This is a genomic window from Streptomyces sp. NPDC031049, assembly GCF_055571015.1.
Genome location: NZ_JBVIGC010000009.1, coordinates 12,592 through 30,589 on the forward strand (window position 1 = coordinate 12,592; position 17,998 = coordinate 30,589).

Annotated in this window: 14 protein-coding genes; 10 read left to right on the forward strand and 4 right to left on the reverse strand. The window is 73.4% G+C overall.

The features are described from left to right. The first annotated feature begins 219 nt into the window (after positions 1-219). Positions 220-1,629, forward strand: coding sequence for a phytoene desaturase family protein (locus tag ACZ45Q_RS16815; RefSeq protein ID WP_468261214.1), 1,410 nt, complete (start codon positions 220-222; stop codon positions 1,627-1,629). Next, positions 1,626-2,147: an O-acetyl-ADP-ribose deacetylase gene (locus ACZ45Q_RS16820; RefSeq protein WP_468261218.1), complete on the forward strand. Its 522-nt coding sequence runs from the start codon at positions 1,626-1,628 to the stop codon at positions 2,145-2,147. The genes ACZ45Q_RS16815 and ACZ45Q_RS16820 overlap by 4 nt, the downstream gene beginning before the upstream one ends. Positions 2,148-2,246: 99 nt before the next feature. On the opposite strand, the gene ACZ45Q_RS16825 is transcribed toward ACZ45Q_RS16820, so the two are convergent. The 3 genes from ACZ45Q_RS16825 to ACZ45Q_RS16835 form a co-directional block, all read right to left on the reverse strand. Further along, entirely contained in the window at positions 2,247-2,897 is a 651-nt protein-coding gene (locus ACZ45Q_RS16825; RefSeq protein WP_468261220.1) for a GntR family transcriptional regulator, read from the reverse strand. 110 nt (positions 2,898-3,007) lie between these two features. Beyond that, positions 3,008-3,733, reverse strand: a complete 726-nt coding sequence (locus ACZ45Q_RS16830) for an aspartate/glutamate racemase family protein (RefSeq protein WP_468261223.1) — start codon at positions 3,731-3,733, stop codon at positions 3,008-3,010. 24 nt (positions 3,734-3,757) lie between these two features. Continuing rightward, positions 3,758-5,239: an NCS1 family nucleobase:cation symporter-1 gene (locus ACZ45Q_RS16835; protein ID WP_468261226.1), complete on the reverse strand. Its 1,482-nt coding sequence runs from the start codon at positions 5,237-5,239 to the stop codon at positions 3,758-3,760. A gap of 283 nt (positions 5,240-5,522) precedes the next feature. Between ACZ45Q_RS16835 and ACZ45Q_RS16840 the strand changes: the two genes are divergently transcribed. The 8 genes from ACZ45Q_RS16840 (at position 5,523) to ACZ45Q_RS16875 (ending at position 17,651) form a co-directional block, all read left to right on the forward strand. After that, the gene (locus tag ACZ45Q_RS16840; RefSeq protein WP_468261229.1) at positions 5,523-7,121 is read left to right on the forward strand and encodes an ABC transporter substrate-binding protein; all 1,599 of its coding nucleotides are present in this window, start codon (positions 5,523-5,525) and stop codon (positions 7,119-7,121) included. A gap of 32 nt (positions 7,122-7,153) precedes the next feature. After that, positions 7,154-8,122, forward strand: coding sequence for an ABC transporter permease (locus ACZ45Q_RS16845; protein ID WP_468261232.1), 969 nt, complete (start codon positions 7,154-7,156; stop codon positions 8,120-8,122). A 91-nt stretch (positions 8,123-8,213) separates the two neighbouring features. Continuing rightward, on the forward strand, positions 8,214-9,026 hold the full coding sequence (locus ACZ45Q_RS16850) for an ABC transporter permease (protein WP_468261791.1): 813 nt from the start codon (positions 8,214-8,216) through the stop codon (positions 9,024-9,026). A 98-nt stretch (positions 9,027-9,124) separates the two neighbouring features. After that, positions 9,125-10,195 carry an ABC transporter ATP-binding protein gene (locus tag ACZ45Q_RS16855; RefSeq protein ID WP_468261793.1) on the forward strand — a complete coding sequence of 357 codons (1,071 nt, stop codon included), beginning with the start codon at positions 9,125-9,127 and terminating at the stop codon, positions 10,193-10,195. Then, positions 10,188-10,871 (forward strand): ABC transporter ATP-binding protein, encoded by a 684-nt coding sequence (locus ACZ45Q_RS16860; RefSeq protein ID WP_468261234.1) that lies wholly within the window; start codon positions 10,188-10,190, stop codon positions 10,869-10,871. The genes ACZ45Q_RS16855 and ACZ45Q_RS16860 overlap by 8 nt, the downstream gene beginning before the upstream one ends. Before the next feature lie 119 nt (positions 10,872-10,990). Then, complete coding sequence (locus tag ACZ45Q_RS16865; RefSeq protein WP_468261237.1) at positions 10,991-12,580, forward strand: alkaline phosphatase D family protein; 1,590 nt, start codon at positions 10,991-10,993, stop codon at positions 12,578-12,580. A gap of 236 nt (positions 12,581-12,816) precedes the next feature. Continuing rightward, positions 12,817-16,737, forward strand: a complete 3,921-nt coding sequence (locus tag ACZ45Q_RS16870; protein WP_468261240.1) for a glycoside hydrolase family 2 TIM barrel-domain containing protein — start codon at positions 12,817-12,819, stop codon at positions 16,735-16,737. A gap of 35 nt (positions 16,738-16,772) precedes the next feature. Further along, positions 16,773-17,651 carry a DUF72 domain-containing protein gene (locus tag ACZ45Q_RS16875; RefSeq protein WP_468261242.1) on the forward strand — a complete coding sequence of 293 codons (879 nt, stop codon included), beginning with the start codon at positions 16,773-16,775 and terminating at the stop codon, positions 17,649-17,651. Here the strand turns inward: ACZ45Q_RS16875 and ACZ45Q_RS16880 are convergent. After that, positions 17,632-17,994, reverse strand: a complete 363-nt coding sequence (locus ACZ45Q_RS16880; RefSeq protein ID WP_468261245.1) for an ArsR/SmtB family transcription factor — start codon at positions 17,992-17,994, stop codon at positions 17,632-17,634. The genes ACZ45Q_RS16875 and ACZ45Q_RS16880 overlap by 20 nt on opposite strands. Positions 17,995-17,998: the final 4 nt, after the last annotated feature.

Below are 17,998 nucleotides of genomic sequence, written 5' to 3' on the forward strand. Positions count from 1 at the left end.
CCAGCCCGTCCGGCCCCCACCGCCGCGCCGCTTCGCCGAGATCATCCGGCCCCGGCCGCCCGTCCGCGAGGGAGTCACCCGCCCCGCCCGCCCTGGCCGTCCGCCCCGGCCGTCCGCCCCGGGAGGGCCGTCCGTACCCGTGCGGGAAGGCTGTCGGTGGTGCGGCCTATCCTGATCTCAGTGGCCGTCGGCTGACGAAGGGGTCCGAAGGTGCCGTCGATGCTCGATGCCGTCGTGGTGGGTGCGGGGCCGAACGGCCTGACGGCCGCCGTGGAGCTGGCCCGCCGCGGCTTCTCCGTCGCCGTTTTCGAGGCACGGGACACCGTCGGCGGCGGCGCCCGCACCGAGGAGCTGACCCTCCCCGGTTTCCGGCACGACCCGTGCTCCGCCGCACACCCCCTCGCGATCAACTCCCCGGCCTTCCGCGGACTGCCCCTGAAGCGGTACGGGCTCGAGTGGCTGCACGCCCCCCTGCCCATGGCGCACCCGTTCCCCGACGGCTCCGCCGCCGTCCTGGCCCGCTCCGTCGGCGAGACCGCGGCCTCCTTCGGCCCGCGCGACGCGGGCACCTACCGCCGGCTGGTCGAACCCTTCCTGCACCGCTGGGACACACTCGCCCGGGACTTCATGTCCCTGCCGCTGACCGCCCTGCCCCGCGACCCGGTCACCCTCGCCCGCTTCGGCCTGGTCGGCCTGCCCCCGGCGACCTGGCTGATGCGCCGCTTCCGCGACGAGAAGGCCAGGACCCTGTTCGCCGGGCTCGTCGCCCACGTCATGGCCCCGCTCGGCGGCCTCGCCACCGGCGCCGTCGGCCTGGTCTTCGCGCTCGCCGCGCACGCCCGCGGCTGGCCCGTGGCCCGCGGCGGCTCCCAGGCCATCTCCGACGCGCTCGCCGCGTACCTCACCGACCTCGGCGGCGCCCTGCACACGGACTACGAGGTCAAGCGCCTGGACGACCTGCCGCCCGCCCGCGCCTACGTCTTCGACACCTCGCCCACCGCCCTGGCCAGGATCGCCGGCCTCGGGCGCTACTACGACGACTACCGGTACGGCCCCGGCGTCTTCAAGATCGACTACGCGCTGGACGGCCCGGTCCCGTGGACCGCCGAGGAGGCCCGCACCGCGGGCACCGTGCAGATCGGCGCCGACAGCACGGAGATCGGCGCCGCCCTGCACGCGGCGTCCCGCACCGGCCGGGCGCCCGCGAAGCCGTTCCTCATCACCGTGCAGCCCGGCGTCGCCGACCCCACCCGGGCTCCGGAGGGCAAGCAGGTCTTCTGGGCGTACGGCCATGTCCCCAACGGCTGGACCGGCGACCTCACCGACGCGATCGAACGCCAGCTGGAGCGCTTCGCGCCGGGCTTCCGGGACCGCGTCCTCGCCCGCGCCACGGCCGGCCCGCCGGAGATCGCCGCCCGCAACGCCAACTACGTCGGCGGCGACATCGCCTCCGGCGCGGTCTCCGGCCTGCAGATCATGCTGCGTCCCAAGCTCTCCCTGTTCCCGTACGCCACCCCGCACCCGGCCGTCTTCATCTGCTCGTCGGCCACTCCGCCGGGCCCCGGCGTCCACGGCATGTCCGGACACAACGCGGCGAAGGCCGTCTGGCGGAGGCTGAGGCAGACATGACGGCGGACAGCACCCGGATCACGCTCGTCCAGGGCGACCTCACCCGTGAGCGCGCCGACGCCCTCGTGAACGCGGCCAACTCCTCCCTGCTCGGCGGAGGCGGCGTCGACGGCGCCATCCACCGCCGCGGCGGCCCCGCGATCCTCGAGGAGTGCCGGGCGCTGCGCGCCTCCCGGTACGGCAAGGGCCTGCCCACCGGCCAGGCGGTCGCCACCAGCGCCGGCGACCTCGACGCCCGCTGGGTCATCCACACCGTCGGCCCGGTCTGGTCGGCCACCGAGGACCGCTCCGGCCTGCTCGCCTCCTGCTACGCCGAGTCCCTGCGCGTCGCCGACGAACTGGGCGCCCGCACGGTCGCCTTCCCGGCGATCTCGACGGGGGTCTACCGCTGGCCGATGGACGACGCGGCCCGTATCGCCGTCGCGGCCGTGCGCGCCGCGCGGACCTCGGTCGAGGAGGTCCGGTTTGTCCTCTTCGACGACGGCGCGTACGCGGCGTTCGCCGCACAGATCCGCTGACGGCCACCCCGGCGCCCCCTACCCCCGGTACCCCCGACGCCCTGGTGCGGCGAGCCCCGGCCCGGGAACGCCACGCCGGTGTTTCCGTGCGCGCGGGGCTCAGCCCTCGGTCTGCCGCCGGTGCCCCATGGCCGCCTTGCGGCTGCTCGCCAGGTGCTCGAGGACCAGCGCCTCCACCTTGGCCACGTCCCGTTCCGCGATGGCGTCGCAGAGCGCCTCGTGCTCGCGGGCGACGGCCAGCAGGTCGTCGTGCTGGCCGAGGAGCCAGCGCAGTCTGCTGCGCAGGACGTTCTCCAGTTCGGTCAGCAGTTCGTTGGCGGCCAGCGAGGTGACCGTCTGGTGGAAGTCCGCCGCCGCGCGGCGCGCCCGCACCGCGTCCCCGGCCCGCGCCGCCTCCAGTTCGGCGTCCACGACGGCCCGGAGCCTGTCGAGTCCGTCGCGGGTGTGCCGTTGCGCGGCGAGCCGGAAGGACAGCAGTTCCAGGGCCGAGCGCACCTCGTCCAGGTCGGCGACGTCGCTGGGGGTGAACTCCCGCACCACCGCCCAGGACCGCGGGCGCGGGGTCACCAGCCCCTCGGCCACCAGCGCCTTCAGCGCCTCCCGCACGGGAAGGCGGCTCACGCCCAGCGCCTCGGCCAGCTCCCGCTCGACCAGCCGGCTGCCGGGGCGCCGCACGCCGTCGAGGATCTCGTCACGCAGTTGTCGCGTCACCCGCTCCGACTCGGGTGCGAAGTCCCCAGACGCGCCCATCCCCGTCCTTCTTCTGTCGTCGTCGTACCGGCACGGTGACCTTAGCGAACGACGCCTCCGGCGGCACACGGGGCGGGCGGGCGCCGGGACCCGGCGGCGGCCGGACGGCGTCAGCCCGCCACGGGCGGCCAGTTGACGATCCGCTTGGGCCGCGGTGGTGCGTAGGTGCGCACCTTGGACGTGGACAGGCCCAGCCGGACCAGCGACTCGGCGACGGTCACGGCGGCGGCCACCCCGTCGACGACCGGCACCCCGGTGCGCTCGACGACGGCGTCCGCGAGGCCCGCCATGCCTCCGCAGCCCAGGCAGATCACCTCGGCCCGGTCCTCCCGCACGGCCCGTTCGGCCTCGGTGGCGATGGCGTCGACCGCGGTTTTCTCGTCCCGTTCCAGGTCGAGCACGCCCAGTCCGCTCGCGCGGACGGAGGCGCACCGGGCGCCGAGCCCGGCGACGTGCAGCCGCTCCTCGATGAGCGGGACGGTGCGGTCGAGGGTCGTGACGACGGAGTAGCGGCGCCCCAGGAACTGGGCGGTGCTGGCGGCGGCCTCGGTGATGTCGACGACGGGGACGTCGAGCAGTTCCTGGAGTCCTTCCCGGCCGTGCTCGCCGTACCCCGCCTGGATCACGGCGTCGTAGGGGCCGGGGTGGGCGCGGACGGTCTCCATCACGGCGACCGCGGCGAGGTAGCTCTCGTAGTTGCCCTCCACCGAGACGGCGCCGAAGGCCGGGGTCAGCGGGACGATCTCGGTGCCGGGCGAGGCGGCGAGGACGGCCTGCCTGCCGATGGCGTCGGTGAGGGACTGGGTGGTGTTGACGTTGACGACGAGGATGCGCATGGGCGGGCCTCCGGTAGGGGCGGGCTATTCGGCGGCCACGGCGATGGCCTCGCCGTCGACGTCCCGGACGGGGGCGGCGCGGTCCGCGACGACCGTGTACAGCAGGGCGGCGAGGAGGGCTCCGACGAACCAGGAGAATCCCGCGGCGGCCTCGAACGCCGGGACCAGGGCGACGACCACGGCGATCGCGGCGCTGGGGAGGAAGGCGGCGACGGCACGGGGGTTGTAGCCGCGCCGGTAGTGGTACTCGCCCCGCGCGTCCTCGGTGTACAGGTCGGGCACGTTCACCCGGGACCGGCGCAGCAGCCAGTAGTCGGCCATGATCACTCCGAACAGCGGGCCGAGCAGGGCGCCCAGGCCGCCGAGGAAGTAGTTGACGACCGCCGGGCTGTTGTAGAGGTTCCAGGGGGTGATGACCAGGCCGAGGACGGCGGTCACGAGGGCGGCCCGCCGGAAGTTCAGCCGGCGCGGGAAGAGGTCGACCAGCGCGTAGATGGGCGCGACGAAGTTGGCGAGCAGGTTCACCGCGATCGTCAGGGCGATCAGCGCGAGCGAGGCCGCCGCCAGCAGGAACATGTTCGGGATGGTCCGGACGATCTCCGTGGGGCTGGTGATGACGTGGCCGTCGAGCTTGAACTGGGCGCCGCTGAGGACGGCCACGATGACGGCGAAGAAGAGCATGTTCACCGGGATGCCGATCACGTTGCCGCGGACGATCGCGGAGCGGTCCTTGGCGGACCTGGTGAAGTCGCAGAAGTTCAGCACGAACGTCCCGTAGATCACCACCCACAGGGCGGCGGCCTGGAGGATCTGCAACCACATCGCGCCTCCGGTGAGCGGCGCGTCGACCGACAGGGAGATCGAGGCGTCGGCCCGGACGAACATCCACACGGCGAGCGCGCACATGGTGATCAGCGTCGTCGGGGCGGCGAACGCCATGTAGCGGCGGATCATCTGCATCCCGTAGCTGACGATGAGCACCTGAAGGCCCCACAGGGTCAGGAAGGTGATCCAGCCCAGTGCCGACTGGCCGAGCAGGGAGTCGGTGTCCCAGGCGGCCAGTGCGGGGAACATCGCCACCAGCAGGGCGCTGAGGACCACGGCGGCGAGGTACGTCTGGATCCCGAACCAGGCGATGGCCACGGCGCCGCGCACCCCGGCCGGGATCTTCGCCCCGTTGACGCCGAACGCGACGCGGCTCATGACCGGGAAGGGGACGCCCGTCTTGTGCCCCATGAACCCGGAGAGGGTCAGCAGCAGGAAGAGCAGGACGGAGGCGAGGGCGAAGGCGGCCAGGATGCCCCACACGCTCAGCCCGAGCGCGAACAGGCCGATGGCGAAGGCGTAGTTGCCGAGGCTGTGCACGTCGTTGGCCCAGAGGGTGAAGACGTTGTAGGCGCCCCAGCGGCGGCCCTGTCGTTTCGTCGGGGCCAGGTCGTACGTGTAGAGGCCGGGGCTGACGGCGGTGCCGGTCTCCGGTGAGGAGCGGTCGTCCAGGGCGGTCATCGGGGCTCCTGGGATCGGGGAGGGGAAGGAAGTCCGCTTGCGGGTCCCCGTTTTGTATCCCAAAAGAATTCAACCAACAAGGGTTGTCGCGCCTCGCCGGGCGCTCTTGGGTGTTTTCACGAGAGTAAAAGGGGCGATACGGGGTGATCAGGACGGACGATGATCCGGAAGTGCCCTCCGAGTCGGTATCCCAAATCCCGGTGGATGCGAAGGTTCCTTGATGGGCGCTTTAATTGCGTCCGATGTGCAACAACGGCTCACCGGCAAGAAGCATGGGGGACACATGACAACCCGTCGGATACGAAGCGCCGCCGCCGCGGCGGCGGCGATGGCCGCGGGCCTCACCGCCTGCTCGGCCCCCGGGGGCGGCTCCGGCGGTGCGGGCGACGGCAAGGCCGCCGACTCCGTCGTCATCGGTGTCGCCTCCGAGCCGGACACGCTCAGCCCGCTGCTCGGCTACGGCAAGGACGGCAACTCCAAGATCTTCGACGGGCTGCTCGCCCGCGACACCGACCTGAAGCTGAAGCCCGCCCTGGCGGCGAAGCTTCCCGAGGTCACCGACGGCGGCCGGACCTACACCTACACCCTGCGCGAGGGTGTGAAGTTCAGCGACGGCGAGGCGCTGACCGCCGACGACGTGGTCTACACGTACCGCACCGTGCTGGACGGGAAGACCAACAACACCGCCAAGAGCGAACTGGACGCCGTCAAGAGCGTCGAGGCCAACGGCGACGACGAGGTCGTCTTCACCCTCAAGTACCCCTACGCCCCCTTCGCCGCCCGCACGGTGCTGCCCATCGTCCCCGAGCACGTCGCCGGGAAGCAGGACCCCAACACCGGTGCGTTCAACACCCGGCCGGTCGGCACCGGGCCGTACGTCCTCACCGACTGGAGCAAGGGCGAGAAGCTCACCTTCAAGGCCAACCCCCACTACTGGGGCGGCAAGCCGAAGGTGACCTCCTTCACCATGGCGATCATCGCCGACGACAACGTCCGCGCCACCCGGCTGCGCTCCGGCGACCTCGACGGCGCCGTGCTCCCGCCCAACCTGGCCGCCACCTTCGCCAAGGACGACGGCAAGCGGACGTACCAGGCGAAGTCGTACGACTTCCGGGCCGTCACCCTTCCCACGGGGAACGAGGTGACCGGTGACCTCGCCGTCCGGCAGGCGCTGGACGCCGCCGTGGACCGCCGGGCCATGGTCGACCGGATCCTCGACGGCGCCGGCCGCCCCGCCTACGGCCCGCTGCCCGCCGACGATCCCTGGTACGCCGAGGGCATCGAGCGCCCGCGCGACCTCGCCAAGGCCGAGCGCATCCTGGACGAGGCCGGCTGGAAGCCCGGCAAGGACGGCATCCGCGTCAAGGACGGGCAGCGCGCCTCCTTCACCCTGTACTACCCCTCCGGCGACAAGGTCCGCCAGGACCACGCCCTGGCCTACGCCTCCGACGCCAAGAAGGCCGGCGTCGAGGTGAAGGTGGAGGGCGCCACCTGGGAGGTCATCGAGCCGCGGATGGGGCGCGACGCGGTGCTCGCCGGCTTCGGCAGCGTCGGCGACCCGGACTTCGGGCTCTACACGCTGCTGCACTCCTCCCTCGCCGGCGACGGGTTCAACAACATGGCCCGCTACGACAACCCGGCCGTCGACGAGGCCCTCGACCAGGGCCGGCAGAGCCAGGACCCGAAGGAGCGCGGCGCCGCCTACACCACCGTCCAGAAGGAACTGGCCGAGAACCCCGGCTACACCTTCCTCACCCACATCGACCACCTCTACGTGCTCGCCGACCGCTGGAGCGGACTGACCACCCAGCTCGAACCGCACGAGCACGGCTTCGCCAGCGGCCCCTGGTGGAACATCGAGGACTGGCAGCCGAAGAAGTGACGCCGATCCCCCGGAACCTGCCCTGGGGAGCGATGGCACGGCTGGCGGGGCGGCGGGCACTGTTCGCCGCCCCGGTCCTGGTCGTCGTCACGTTCGCGGTGTTCGCGATCGCCGCCGCCTCCCCGTTCGACCCCGTCAAGGCCTACGCCGGCACCGCCGCCCTGGGCGCCGACCAGGAGACCCTGGACCGGCTGCGCGCCAACCTCGGCGTCGACGAGCCCTTCGTCAGCCGCTGGTGGCACTGGCTGACCTCCGCCCTCACCGGCGACCTCGGCCACTCCGCCGTGATGCGGCAGCCGGTGACGCAGGTGATCGCCGAGCGGCTGGTGTGGTCCGCGCTGCTGTGCGCCGTGGCCTTCGCCGTCGCCGTCCTCGTCGGCACCCTGCTCGGCGTCCTGGCCGCCCGCCGCCCCGGCTCGCTCCTCGACCGGGCGGTGACCTCGCTCGCCTACGCCCTGGAGGCCGCGCCGGTCTTCTGGATCGCGCTGCTCGCCGTGTGGCTCTTCGCCCTCCAGTGGGACCTGCTCCCCGCCGGCGGCCTGACCGACACCGCGAGCCGGCAGGTCACCTTCGGACAGGTCGCGAGCCACATCGTGCTGCCCGCCGGGGTGCTCGCCGTCTCCCAGCTGCCCTGGTTCACGCTGTACGTGCGCCAGGGCGTCGGCGACGCCCTCGCCGAGGACCCGGTGCGCGGCGCCCGCGCCCGCGGGCTGAGCGAGCGCACCGTGCTGCTGGGCCACGCCCTGCGCTCCGGGCTGCTGCCGGTGCTCACGCTGATCGGCTCCCGCGTCCCCGAACTCATCACCGGCGCCCTGCTGGTGGAGAGCGTCTTCAGCTGGCCGGGCATCGCCGCGGCCACCGTCGAGGCGGCCACCGCCGTGGACTTCCCGCTGCTGGCCGCGCTGACCACGCTCGCCACCGCCGCCGTCCTCGCCGGGAACCTGCTCGCCGACCTCCTCTACGGACTGTTCGACCCGAGGGTGAAGCTCAGTGACATGTGACGCGCCGGCCCCGACGCCCGCACCCGCGCCCGCTCCCGTCGAGAAGCGGACCTGGCGGTCGTACGGCGGCGACCGCCGCTCCACGCGCGCCCTGCGCGTGCGCACCTCCGCGGCCCTGGTGGCCGTCACCGTCCTCGCCGTCCTCCTCGTGCCGCCGCTGGTCCAGCTCGACCAGCAGGCCGTCGACCTGGCCGCCGAACTGCGACCGCCGAGCTGGGCGCACCCCTTCGGCACCGACGACGTCGGCCGGGACCTGCTGCTGCGCTGTGTGTACGGGCTGCGCGTCTCCCTGCTGGTCGGGGTCGCCGCGGCGCTGACCGCGACCGTCGTCGGCACCGCCGTGGGCGCCGCCGCCGGTGCCCTGGGCGGCTGGTTCGACCGCTGCGTCATGCGGGTCGTCGACGCCTTCTCCTCCGTACCGCATCTGCTGCTCGGCATCTTCATCGTCGCGCTGTTCCGGCCGGGCGTCTGGCCGGTGGTGGTCTCGGTGGCGCTGACCCACTGGCTGTCGACGGCGCGGATCGTCCGCGCCGAGGTGCTGTCCCTGCGCTCGCGTCCCCACATCGACGCCGCCGTCTCCGGCGGGGCCTCCCGGTGGCGGGTGGCGGTACGGCACCTGCTGCCCGGTGTGCTGCCGCAGGCGGCGCTCGCGGCCGTGCTGATGGTGCCGCACGCCATGTGGCACGAGTCGGCGCTGTCCTTCCTCGGCCTCGGGCTGCCCACCCACACCGCGAGCCTCGGCAACCTGATCCAGGACGCGCGCGGTTCGCTGCTGGCGGGCCAGTGGTGGCCGACCCTCTTCCCCGGCCTGTTCATCATCGTCCCGACCCTCGCGATCGCGGGCCTCGCCGGTGCCTGGCGGGAGCGGATCAACCCCCGGCGGCGATCGGAGCTGATGCTGTGAGCGACAAGCACGCCGTGAAGGAGCAGGACGCCGTCACGGACCAGGACGCCGGGAAGGGACAGGACGCCGTGACGGACGAGCGCGCCGTGGTGGACGCCATGACGGACAGGAACGCCGCGACGGACGCCGTGCGCGACAAGCGGCCCGGTGTGACGGCCGGGCGCGCCCCCGTGCTGTCGGTGCGCGGGCTGTCGGTGCGGTTCCGCATGCCGGGCGGGCGTCCGGTCGCCGCCGTCACCGACGCGCACTTCGACGTCGCGGCCGGCGAGTGCCTGGCGCTGATCGGCGAGAGCGGCTGCGGCAAGTCCGTGCTCGCCTCCGCCCTGCTGGGCCTGCTCCCCGGCAACGCCCAGACCGCGGGCGAGGCCCGGCTCGGCTACGGCTACGGCTCCGGCGACGCCGGCCGCGGCCTCGACCTGCTGGCCGCCGACGAGCGCACCCTCGCCCGCTCCGTGCGCGGCCGGCTGATCGGCCTCGTCCCGCAGAGCCCGGCCGCCCACCTGACGCCCGTGCGCACCATCCGCTCCCAACTGGAGGAGACCGTCGCGGCACTGACCGGCACCCGGGGCGGCGCGGCCCTGCGCACCGCCGCCGAGGCCGCCGCCGCACGCGCCGCGTTCCCCGTCGACCACCTCGACCGCCACCCGCACGAGCTGTCCGGCGGCCTCGCCCAGCGCGCCGCCACCGCCCTCGCCCTCGTCGGCGACGCCCCGCTGCTGCTCGCCGACGAACCCACCACGGGACTCGACCGGGACCTGGTGGACCGCACCGTCGACGAACTGCGCCGGCACGTCGACGCCGGCACGGACGGCACCGGCCGCGCCCTGCTGATGATCACCCACGATCTGGCCGCCGCCGAGCGCATCGCCGACCGCGTCGCCGTGATGTACGCCGGCCGCATCGTCGAACTCGCCGACGCCGCCGGCTTCTTCGGCGAACCCGGCCCCCGCCACCCGTACAGCCGGGGCCTGCTCCAGGCGCTGCCCGACCGCGCCTTCGCCCCCATTCCCGGCCTGCCGCCCGAACTCGGCGCCCTGCCCGACGGCTGCGCGTTCGCCGCCCGCTGCGAGCGCGCGAGCGACGCCTGCTCCGTGCTGCCGCCGCTGTCCGGCACGGTCGCCTGCCACCACCCGCACACCGCCCCGACGGAGGCCGCCGACCGTGCTTGAGCTGCGTGCCATCACCGCCGGATACACCCGGAACGCCCCCGTGATCCGGGACGTGTCGCTGACCGTCGCCCCCGGGGAGTCCATCGGGCTGCTCGGCCCCAGCGGCTGCGGCAAGTCCACCCTCGCCCGGGTCGCGGCCCTGCTGCACCGGCCCGACGCCGGCACCGTCGTCGTCGACGGCGAACCCGTACGCCGCTGGCGCCACCGCGCCCCGCGCGCCCTGCGCACCGCGTTCGGCGTCGTCTTCCAGCAGGCGCGGCTGTCCGCCGACCCCCGCCTGACGCTCACCGACCTGATCGCCGAACCGCTGCGCGCCACCGGGCGGCGCGAGGCGGTCACCGACCGCGTCGGCGAACTCGCCGCCACGGTCGGGCTGACCGGCGAGCTGCTGACCCGGCGTCCGCACGAGGTCAGCGACGGCCAGCTGCAACGCGCCTGCCTGGCCCGCGCCCTGGTGCTGCGCCCGCGCTGGCTGGTCTGCGACGAGATGACGGCGATGCTCGACGCCTCGACCACCGCCGCCCTGGTCCGGGTCGTGGAGGAGTACCGGGCCGAGACCGGCGCCGGGCTGCTGGCCGTCGGCCACGACCGCACGCTGCTCGACCGGTGGTGCGACCACACGGTCCACTTCACGGATCTGACAGCCGCCGTTCCCGCGCGGGCGGCCTCCCGGTAGCACGGACTCCGGCTGCTCGACATGTATCCGTCAAACTAGGGCAACGAGCTTCCCGGCCGGGGTTCATCCGGCGCCGCTTGGCTGGTGTGGTCCGCAGCCATCCGCCGCCTGGAGGTTCGATGACCCCGCCGCGCACCAGCATGGACAGCTCCCTGAAGAGAAGGGGATTCCTCGGGATCGCCGGGGCCGGCGCCGGCGCGGTGCTGCTCGGCACCGGCGTCGCACCCGTCGCCGCGGCCCCGCAGCGCGTCCCGGCCGACCCGTTCCGGCTCGGCGTCGCATCCGGCGACCCGCTGCCCGACGGAGTGGTCCTGTGGACCCGACTCGCCCCGAAACCCCTGGAGTTCGGCGGCGGCATGCCCCGGCACCCCGTCCCCGTGCAGTGGGAGGTCGCCCTCGACGCACGGTTCCGGCGCGTCGTCCGCCGCGGCGTGGAGGTCGCCCGGCCCGAGGAGGCGCACACCGTCCACGCCGACGTGCGCGGCCTGCGCCCGCACCACGAGTACTTCTACCGCTTCCGCGCCGGCCGGGCCGTCTCCCCGGCCGGCCGCACCCGCACCGCCCCGGCCCCCGGCACCGCACCCGCCGTCGAATTCGCCTTCGCGTCCTGCGCCAACTGGGAGCAGGGGCACTTCACGGCGTACCGGCACATGGCCGAGGAGCGGCCGGACGTCGTCTTCCACCTCGGCGACTACCTCTACGAGTACGCGGCCGGCGTCAACGGCAAGGTGCGCACCCACATCGGCGACGAGATGAACACCCTCGACGAGTACCGGCAGCGGCACGCCCAGTACAAGACCGACCCCGACCTGCGGCTGCTGCACGCCACGGCGCCGTTCGTGGTCACCTGGGACGACCACGAGACCGACAACAACTACGCCGACCTCAGCCCCGAGAACAGCGACCCCGCCCAGGGCAACGACACCACCGCCCGCTTCGCCGCCCGCCGCCGGGCCGCCTACCAGGCCTACTGGGAGCACATGCCGCTGCGCCGGTTCCGCAAGCCGGTGGACACGGCCCTGCCGCTGTACCGCCGGCTGGAGTTCGGCGCCACGGCCACCTTCAGCGTGCTGGACACCCGCCAGTACCGCACCGACCAGCCCTACGGCGACAAGTGGCAGGTCTCCGGGCCCGAGCAGTGGGACCCGAACGCCACGATCCTCGGCGACGAGCAGCACGCCTGGCTGGAGCGCGGCCTCGCCCGCTCGCGGTCCCGGTGGAACGTGCTCCCGCAGCAGATCTACTTCGCCAACTGGGACGCCGTGGCCGGGGAGGACGACGGCGGCTACAACGACGGCTGGGACGGCTACCGGGTCTCCCGCGACCGGGTGCTCGGCTTCGTCGAGGAGCGCGGCATCGAGAACTTCGTGGTGCTCACCGGCGACGTGCACGCCAACTGGACCAACGACCTGCGCCGCGACTTCGAGCGACCTCAGACCCCGGTGCTGGGCAGCGAGTTCGTCACCACGTCGATCACCTCGGGCGGCGACGGCACCGACTCCCACGACCCGGGCCGGGTGTACTGGGACGAGAACCCGCACACCAAGTACTACAGCAACCGCCGCGGCTATGTGCGCTGCCGCGTGACCAAGGACGAGTACACCGCCGACTACCGGGTGGTCGACCACGTCACCCGGCCCGGCGCCCCGGTCCGCACGGACAGGTCCTTCGTGATCGAGTCGGGCCGGCCGGGGGTCCAGCCCCGCTGACCCGGAGCACGGACCGGGGGAGGGGGCCGGTGGCCGGAGACGGCCGCCGGCCCCGCGTCTCTCAGGAACGCACAGACTCCGACACGGTGATTGATTCGATTGTGTTCGGCTCTTAGGGTGTGGCTGACTCAGTCGTCGCCCCGTCACCGGCAGTTGCCGGCCGGCCCGGTGCCGACTGCCGACGAACACCGTGCGTTGAGCCGCCCCCGAACCGACGCCCACGGAAGGCCACGGTCATGCCGCAGCACTCGCCCGTGTCACCCGCCGGCCCCCACGCCGCCCCCCGCCCCCGCCCGCTCGTCAGCCGCCGCCGGCTGCTGGAGGGCGGGGCCGCCTTCTTCGGCGCCCTCGCGCTGTCCGCGTCGCAGCCCGCGGCGCACGCGGCCGGCCGCGCCCCCGCCGCCCCCGACGGCCCCCCGGCCTGGCACGACTTCGGTGTCTTCCGGCTCGGCACCGAGCCCCCGCACACCACGCTGATGCCGTACGCGGACGTCTCCCAGGCCCTGGCCGGCGACCGCACCCGCTCGCCGTACCGCCTGAGCCTCGACGGCACCTGGAAGTTCGCCTACGCCGACCGCCCCGACGACCGCGACCCGGACTTCCACCGCACCGACCTCGACGACGGCGACTGGGAGACCATCCCGGTGCCCTCCGTCTGGCAGCTGCACGGCCACGACTTCCCGATCTACCTCAACATCACCTACCCGTACTGGGGCCCCAACGGCCGGGGCGAGGACCCGCGGCCCCCCACGCCGCCGACCCGCTACAGCCCGGTCGGCCAGTACCGGCGCACCTTCACCGTCCCCCGCGACTGGTCGGGCCGGCGCACCTTCCTGCACTTCGAGGGTGTCAAGTCCGCGCACTACGTGTGGATCAACGGCCGGCCGGTGGGCTACGACGAGGACTCCTTCACCCCCTCCGAGTACGACATCACCGACCACCTCCGGCCCGGCACCAACCAGATCGCCGTCGAGGTCTACCGCTACTCCGACGGCGACTGGCTGGAGGACCAGGACATGATCCGGCTGAGCGGCATCTTCCGCTCGGTCTACCTGTACTCCACCCCGGCCGTGCACCTGCGCGACTTCAAGCTGGACACCCCGCTGAACGCCACCTACAGCGACGCCGAGCTGTCCGTCACCGCGAGCGTGCGCGCCTACGGCGGCGGCGACGCGGGGCGGTACACCGTGGAGACCCGGCTCTACGACGCCGCCGGCCACGCCGTCTGGTCCCGCCCGCTGGAGCAGCCCGCCGACCTCTCCACGGTGAGCGTCGGCGAGGACGTCACCGTGCGGGCCGCCAAGGCCGTCCGCGCGCCCAGGCTCTGGTCGGCCGAGCACCCGTACCTCTACACCGCCGTCCTCCGCCTGCGCGACCCGGCCGGAAAGGTGATCGAGACCCTCTCGCACCGCGTCGGCTTCCGTGAGTTCGCGCTCAAGGACGGCCTGATGCGCATCAACGGCAGACCCGTCTCCTTCCGCGGCACCAACCGCCACGAGATGCACCCGGCCCGCGGCATCGCGCTCACCCGCGAGGACATGATCGAGGACATCACGGTCATCAAGCGGATGAACATGAACAGCGTCCGCACCTCGCACTACCCGAACAACCCGCTGTGGTACGAACTCGCCGACGAGTACGGCCTCTACCTCGTCGACGAGACCAACCTGGAGACGCACGGCATCCGCGACGAGTACCCCGGCGACCACCCCGAGTGGACGAAGGCCTGCGTGGCCCGGGCCCAGAACATGGTGCACCGCGACAAGAACCACGCCTCGGTCGTCATCTGGTCCCTCGGCAACGAGGCCGGCGGCGGCAGCACCTTCACCGCCATGCACGACTGGATCCGCTCCTACGACCCCACCCGGGTCATCCAGTACGAGGGCGACGACCGCCCGGGGATCAGCGACATCCGCTCGGAGATGTACGACACGCCCCAGCGCGTCGAACAGCGGGCGAAGGACACCTCCGACACCCGGCCCTACGTGATGATCGAGTACTCCCACGCGATGGGGAACTCCAACGGCAACTTCAAGAAGTACTGGGACCTCGTCCGCCGCCACGACGTCCTCCAGGGCGGCTGGATCTGGGACTTCGCCGACCAGTCGCTGAGCTGGCCGGTCCCGCGGCGCACCCTGCTCACCGAGACCGGCCCCGCCCGGCTGCGCGGCGAGATCCTCGCCGCCTCCGGCACCTTCGACCCCGCCGAGGGCCTGTCGGGCGGCACCGTCTTCGCCCGCGACGAACGCCTGGACCTCACCGGCTCGCTCACGCTGGAGGCCTGGGTCACCCCGGACGTGACCGGCTACCACCAGCCGATCATCGCCAAGGGCGACACCCAGTACGCCCTGAAGCAGAACGGCCGCACGCTGGAGTTCTTCATCCACTCCGGCGGCCGGTGGATCACCGCCACCTGGACCGTGCCGGAGGACTGGACCGGCCGCGAGCACCACGTCGCGGGCGTCTTCGACGCGGACGCCGGCACCCTCGCCCTGTACGCCGACGGCGTCCGGCGGGCGACCCGCACCACCGACCGCCGGCCGGACGTCACCGCCGCGCCGCTCGCCCTGGCCACCGACGCCGACAACCAGGTCCGCGAGTTCAGCGGCACCATCCGCCGCGCCCGCGTCTACGCCCGCGCCCTGACCGCCGCCGAACTCGCCGACGACGACCGCGGGCCCGGCGACGACGGCGTGCGGTTCTGGTTCGACGCCCGGACCGTCGAGGTGGAGCGGAAGCGGCCGGAGGAGAAGACCTTCTTCGCCTACGGCGGCGACTGGGGCGACAACCCCAACGACGGCAACTTCGTCGCCGACGGCATCGTCACCGCCGACCGCGGCCACACCGGCAAGGCCGCCGAGATCAAGCGCGTCCACCAGGCGATCGGCGTCCGCAAGCGGCCCGGCGGCCCCGGCGCGGTCACCCTCGTCAACGAGTACCTCTTCACCGGCCTGCGCGAGTTCGACGGCCACTGGCAGCTCGTCGCCGACGGCCGGGTCGTACGGCGCGGACGGCTCACCCGCGACCAGCTGGCCGTGGAACCGCTGTCCGAGAAGGACATCACCGTGCCCGTACGGCTGCCGGACGACCCGGCGCCGGGCACCGAGTTCTTCCTCGAACTGTCCTTCACCACCAAGGAGGCCACACCCTGGGCGAAGGCCGGTTTCGAGGTCGCCCGGCAGCAGCTCCCGCTCGACGCGGACGTGCCCGCCGTGACCCCCGTGCCCCTGGACCGCGTCCCGGCCCTGCGCCACCGCGACGGCGACGACGAGGTCACGGTCGACGGCCGCGGCTTCTCGGTCACCGTCGACAAGCGCAGCGGCACCATCACCTCCTTCGAGGCGAACGGCACCCGCCTGATCACCTCCGGGCCCGTGCCCAACTTCTGGCGGGCGCCCACCGACAACGACCGCGGCAACGGCCAGCACCTGCGCAACCAGACCTGGCGGGACGCCGGGGCCCGCCGCAGGGTGACGGAGGTGACGGTCCGCGCCCTCGGCGACCGGGCCGTCGAGATCAGGGTCGCCGGCACCCTGCCGACCACCACGGAGTCGGCGTACACCACCACCTACACGGTGTTCGGCAACGCCGAGATCAAGGTCGACAACACCCTGCACCCCGGCGCCGCGAACCTGCCCTACCTCCCCGAGGTCGGCACGATGCTGTTCCTGCCCCGCGGCCTGGACCGGCTGCACTGGTACGGACGCGGCCCCGAGGAGAACCACTGGGACCGCAACACCGGCACCGACGTGGGCCGGTACTCGGGAACCGTCGCCGAGCAGTGGACGCCCTACATCCGCCCGCAGGAGAACGGCAACAAGACCGACGTGCGCTGGGTCGCCCTCACCGACCGCCGCGGCGTCGGCCTGCTCGCCTCGGGCGAACCCCTGCTGGAGGTCAACGCCTCGCACTTCACGCCGGAGGACCTGTCGTCCGGGGTGCGCCACGACTACCAGCTCACCCCGCGCGACGCGGTCGTGCTGCGGCTGAACCACCGTCAGACGGGCGTCGGCGGCGACAACAGCTGGGGCGCGCACACCCACGACGAGTTCAAGCTGTTCGCCGACCGGGACTACTCCTACACCTACCGGCTGCGCCCGCTGACCGATGTGAAGAAGGCGACGGCGGCCTCGCGGCGGCCCACGGCGACCGACTAGGGATCGCGCCGGGAGCCCGGGGTAACCGGGCTCCCATGGGCGAGGTACGGGTCGGCGCGTGTTCCTGGACGGACCGGCACCTGGTCGCGAGCGGCTGGTATCCACGGGGACGGCGGGACGCCGAGGGGCGGCTGAGGCACTACGCCTCCCGGCTGCCCGTGGTCGAAGTGGACGCCGGGTACTACGCGTTGCCGAGCCGGCGCAACAGCGAGCTGTGGGTGGAGCGCACCCCCGACGCCTTCCGCTTCGACGTCAAGGCCTTCTCGCTGCTGACCGGCCACCCCACGCGCGTCGAGGCACTCCCCGCCGACCTGCGCCGGGCCGATCCCGGCGCGCTGCGGCGCGGGCGGGCCGGCGAGGCGCTGCTGGACGAGGTGTGGGGCCGGTTCGCCGAGGCGGTCCGGCCGCTGCGCGAGGCCGGCCGGCTGGGCACCGTGCTGTTCCAGTTCCCACCGTGGTTCGCGCCCGGCGACTCGGCCGAGGAGACGCTCCAGGCCTGCGCCCGGCGCACCGAGGGCTGGCCGGTCGCCGTGGAGTTCCGGCACCCGGGGTGGTGGGAGGCCGAACGCGCGGACGCCACCTGCGCCCTGCTGTCCGCCCTCGGCGCGACGGCCGTCGGCACGGACATGGCGCAGGGCCTGCCCGGCTCACTGCCGCCCGTGCTGCCGGTCACCCGGCCCGGCCTCGCCGTCGTCCGCTTCCACGGACGCAGCCGCTCCTGGGGGAGGGGCGGCAAGGAGGACCGGTTCCGCCACGACTACTCCGCCGCCGAACTGGCCGCCCGCGTACCCCGGCTGCTGCGCACCGCCCGGCAGGTGGACGAGCTGCACGTGCTGTTCAACAACTGCTGCGCGGACGCGGCCGTACGCGCCGCCGAGACGATGAGCGGGCTGCTCACTCCGCGGTGTCGCTGATCCCCAGCCGCAGGTGCTCCACGTGGTACACGGCCTGGTCCAGCAGCTCGGCGACATGGTGGTCGTGCAGCGTGTACACCACGGACCGGCCGCGGCGCTCGCCCACCACGAGGCCCAGGTTCCGCAGCAGCCGCAGCTGGTGGGAGCAGGCCGACTGCTCCATGCCGACCTCGGCCGCCAACTCGGTCGCGGGCAGCGGGCCTTCGCGCAGCCGGGCCAGGATCAGCAGCCGGGAGGGCGTGGACAGGGCCTGGAGCGTGGTGGCGACCTTCGCGGCGTTCTCCGCGTCCAGGCGCACACGTGTGCCGGCGTCCTGCGCGGTGGTGACGGCTCCATGACCCATGCGC

Excerpts from the sequence above, each read along its gene's own strand:
- ACZ45Q_RS16815 (WP_468261214.1), top strand. The coding sequence starts at position 220 with ATGCTCGATGCCGTCGTGGTGGGTGCGGGGCCGAACGGCCTGACGGCC.
- ACZ45Q_RS16820 (WP_468261218.1), top strand. The coding sequence starts at position 1,626 with ATGACGGCGGACAGCACCCGGATCACGCTCGTCCAGGGCGACCTCACC.
- ACZ45Q_RS16825 (WP_468261220.1), bottom strand. The coding sequence starts at position 2,897 with ATGGGCGCGTCTGGGGACTTCGCACCCGAGTCGGAGCGGGTGACGCGA.
- ACZ45Q_RS16830 (WP_468261223.1), bottom strand. The coding sequence starts at position 3,733 with ATGCGCATCCTCGTCGTCAACGTCAACACCACCCAGTCCCTCACCGAC.
- ACZ45Q_RS16835 (WP_468261226.1), bottom strand. The coding sequence starts at position 5,239 with ATGACCGCCCTGGACGACCGCTCCTCACCGGAGACCGGCACCGCCGTC.
- ACZ45Q_RS16840 (WP_468261229.1), top strand. The coding sequence starts at position 5,523 with ATGACAACCCGTCGGATACGAAGCGCCGCCGCCGCGGCGGCGGCGATG.
- ACZ45Q_RS16845 (WP_468261232.1), top strand. The coding sequence starts at position 7,154 with ATGGCACGGCTGGCGGGGCGGCGGGCACTGTTCGCCGCCCCGGTCCTG.
- ACZ45Q_RS16855 (WP_468261793.1), top strand. The coding sequence starts at position 9,125 with ATGACGGACAGGAACGCCGCGACGGACGCCGTGCGCGACAAGCGGCCC.
- ACZ45Q_RS16865 (WP_468261237.1), top strand. The coding sequence starts at position 10,991 with ATGACCCCGCCGCGCACCAGCATGGACAGCTCCCTGAAGAGAAGGGGA.
- ACZ45Q_RS16870 (WP_468261240.1), top strand. The coding sequence starts at position 12,817 with ATGCCGCAGCACTCGCCCGTGTCACCCGCCGGCCCCCACGCCGCCCCC.
- ACZ45Q_RS16875 (WP_468261242.1), top strand. The coding sequence starts at position 16,773 with ATGGGCGAGGTACGGGTCGGCGCGTGTTCCTGGACGGACCGGCACCTG.
- ACZ45Q_RS16880 (WP_468261245.1), bottom strand. The coding sequence starts at position 17,994 with ATGGGTCATGGAGCCGTCACCACCGCGCAGGACGCCGGCACACGTGTG.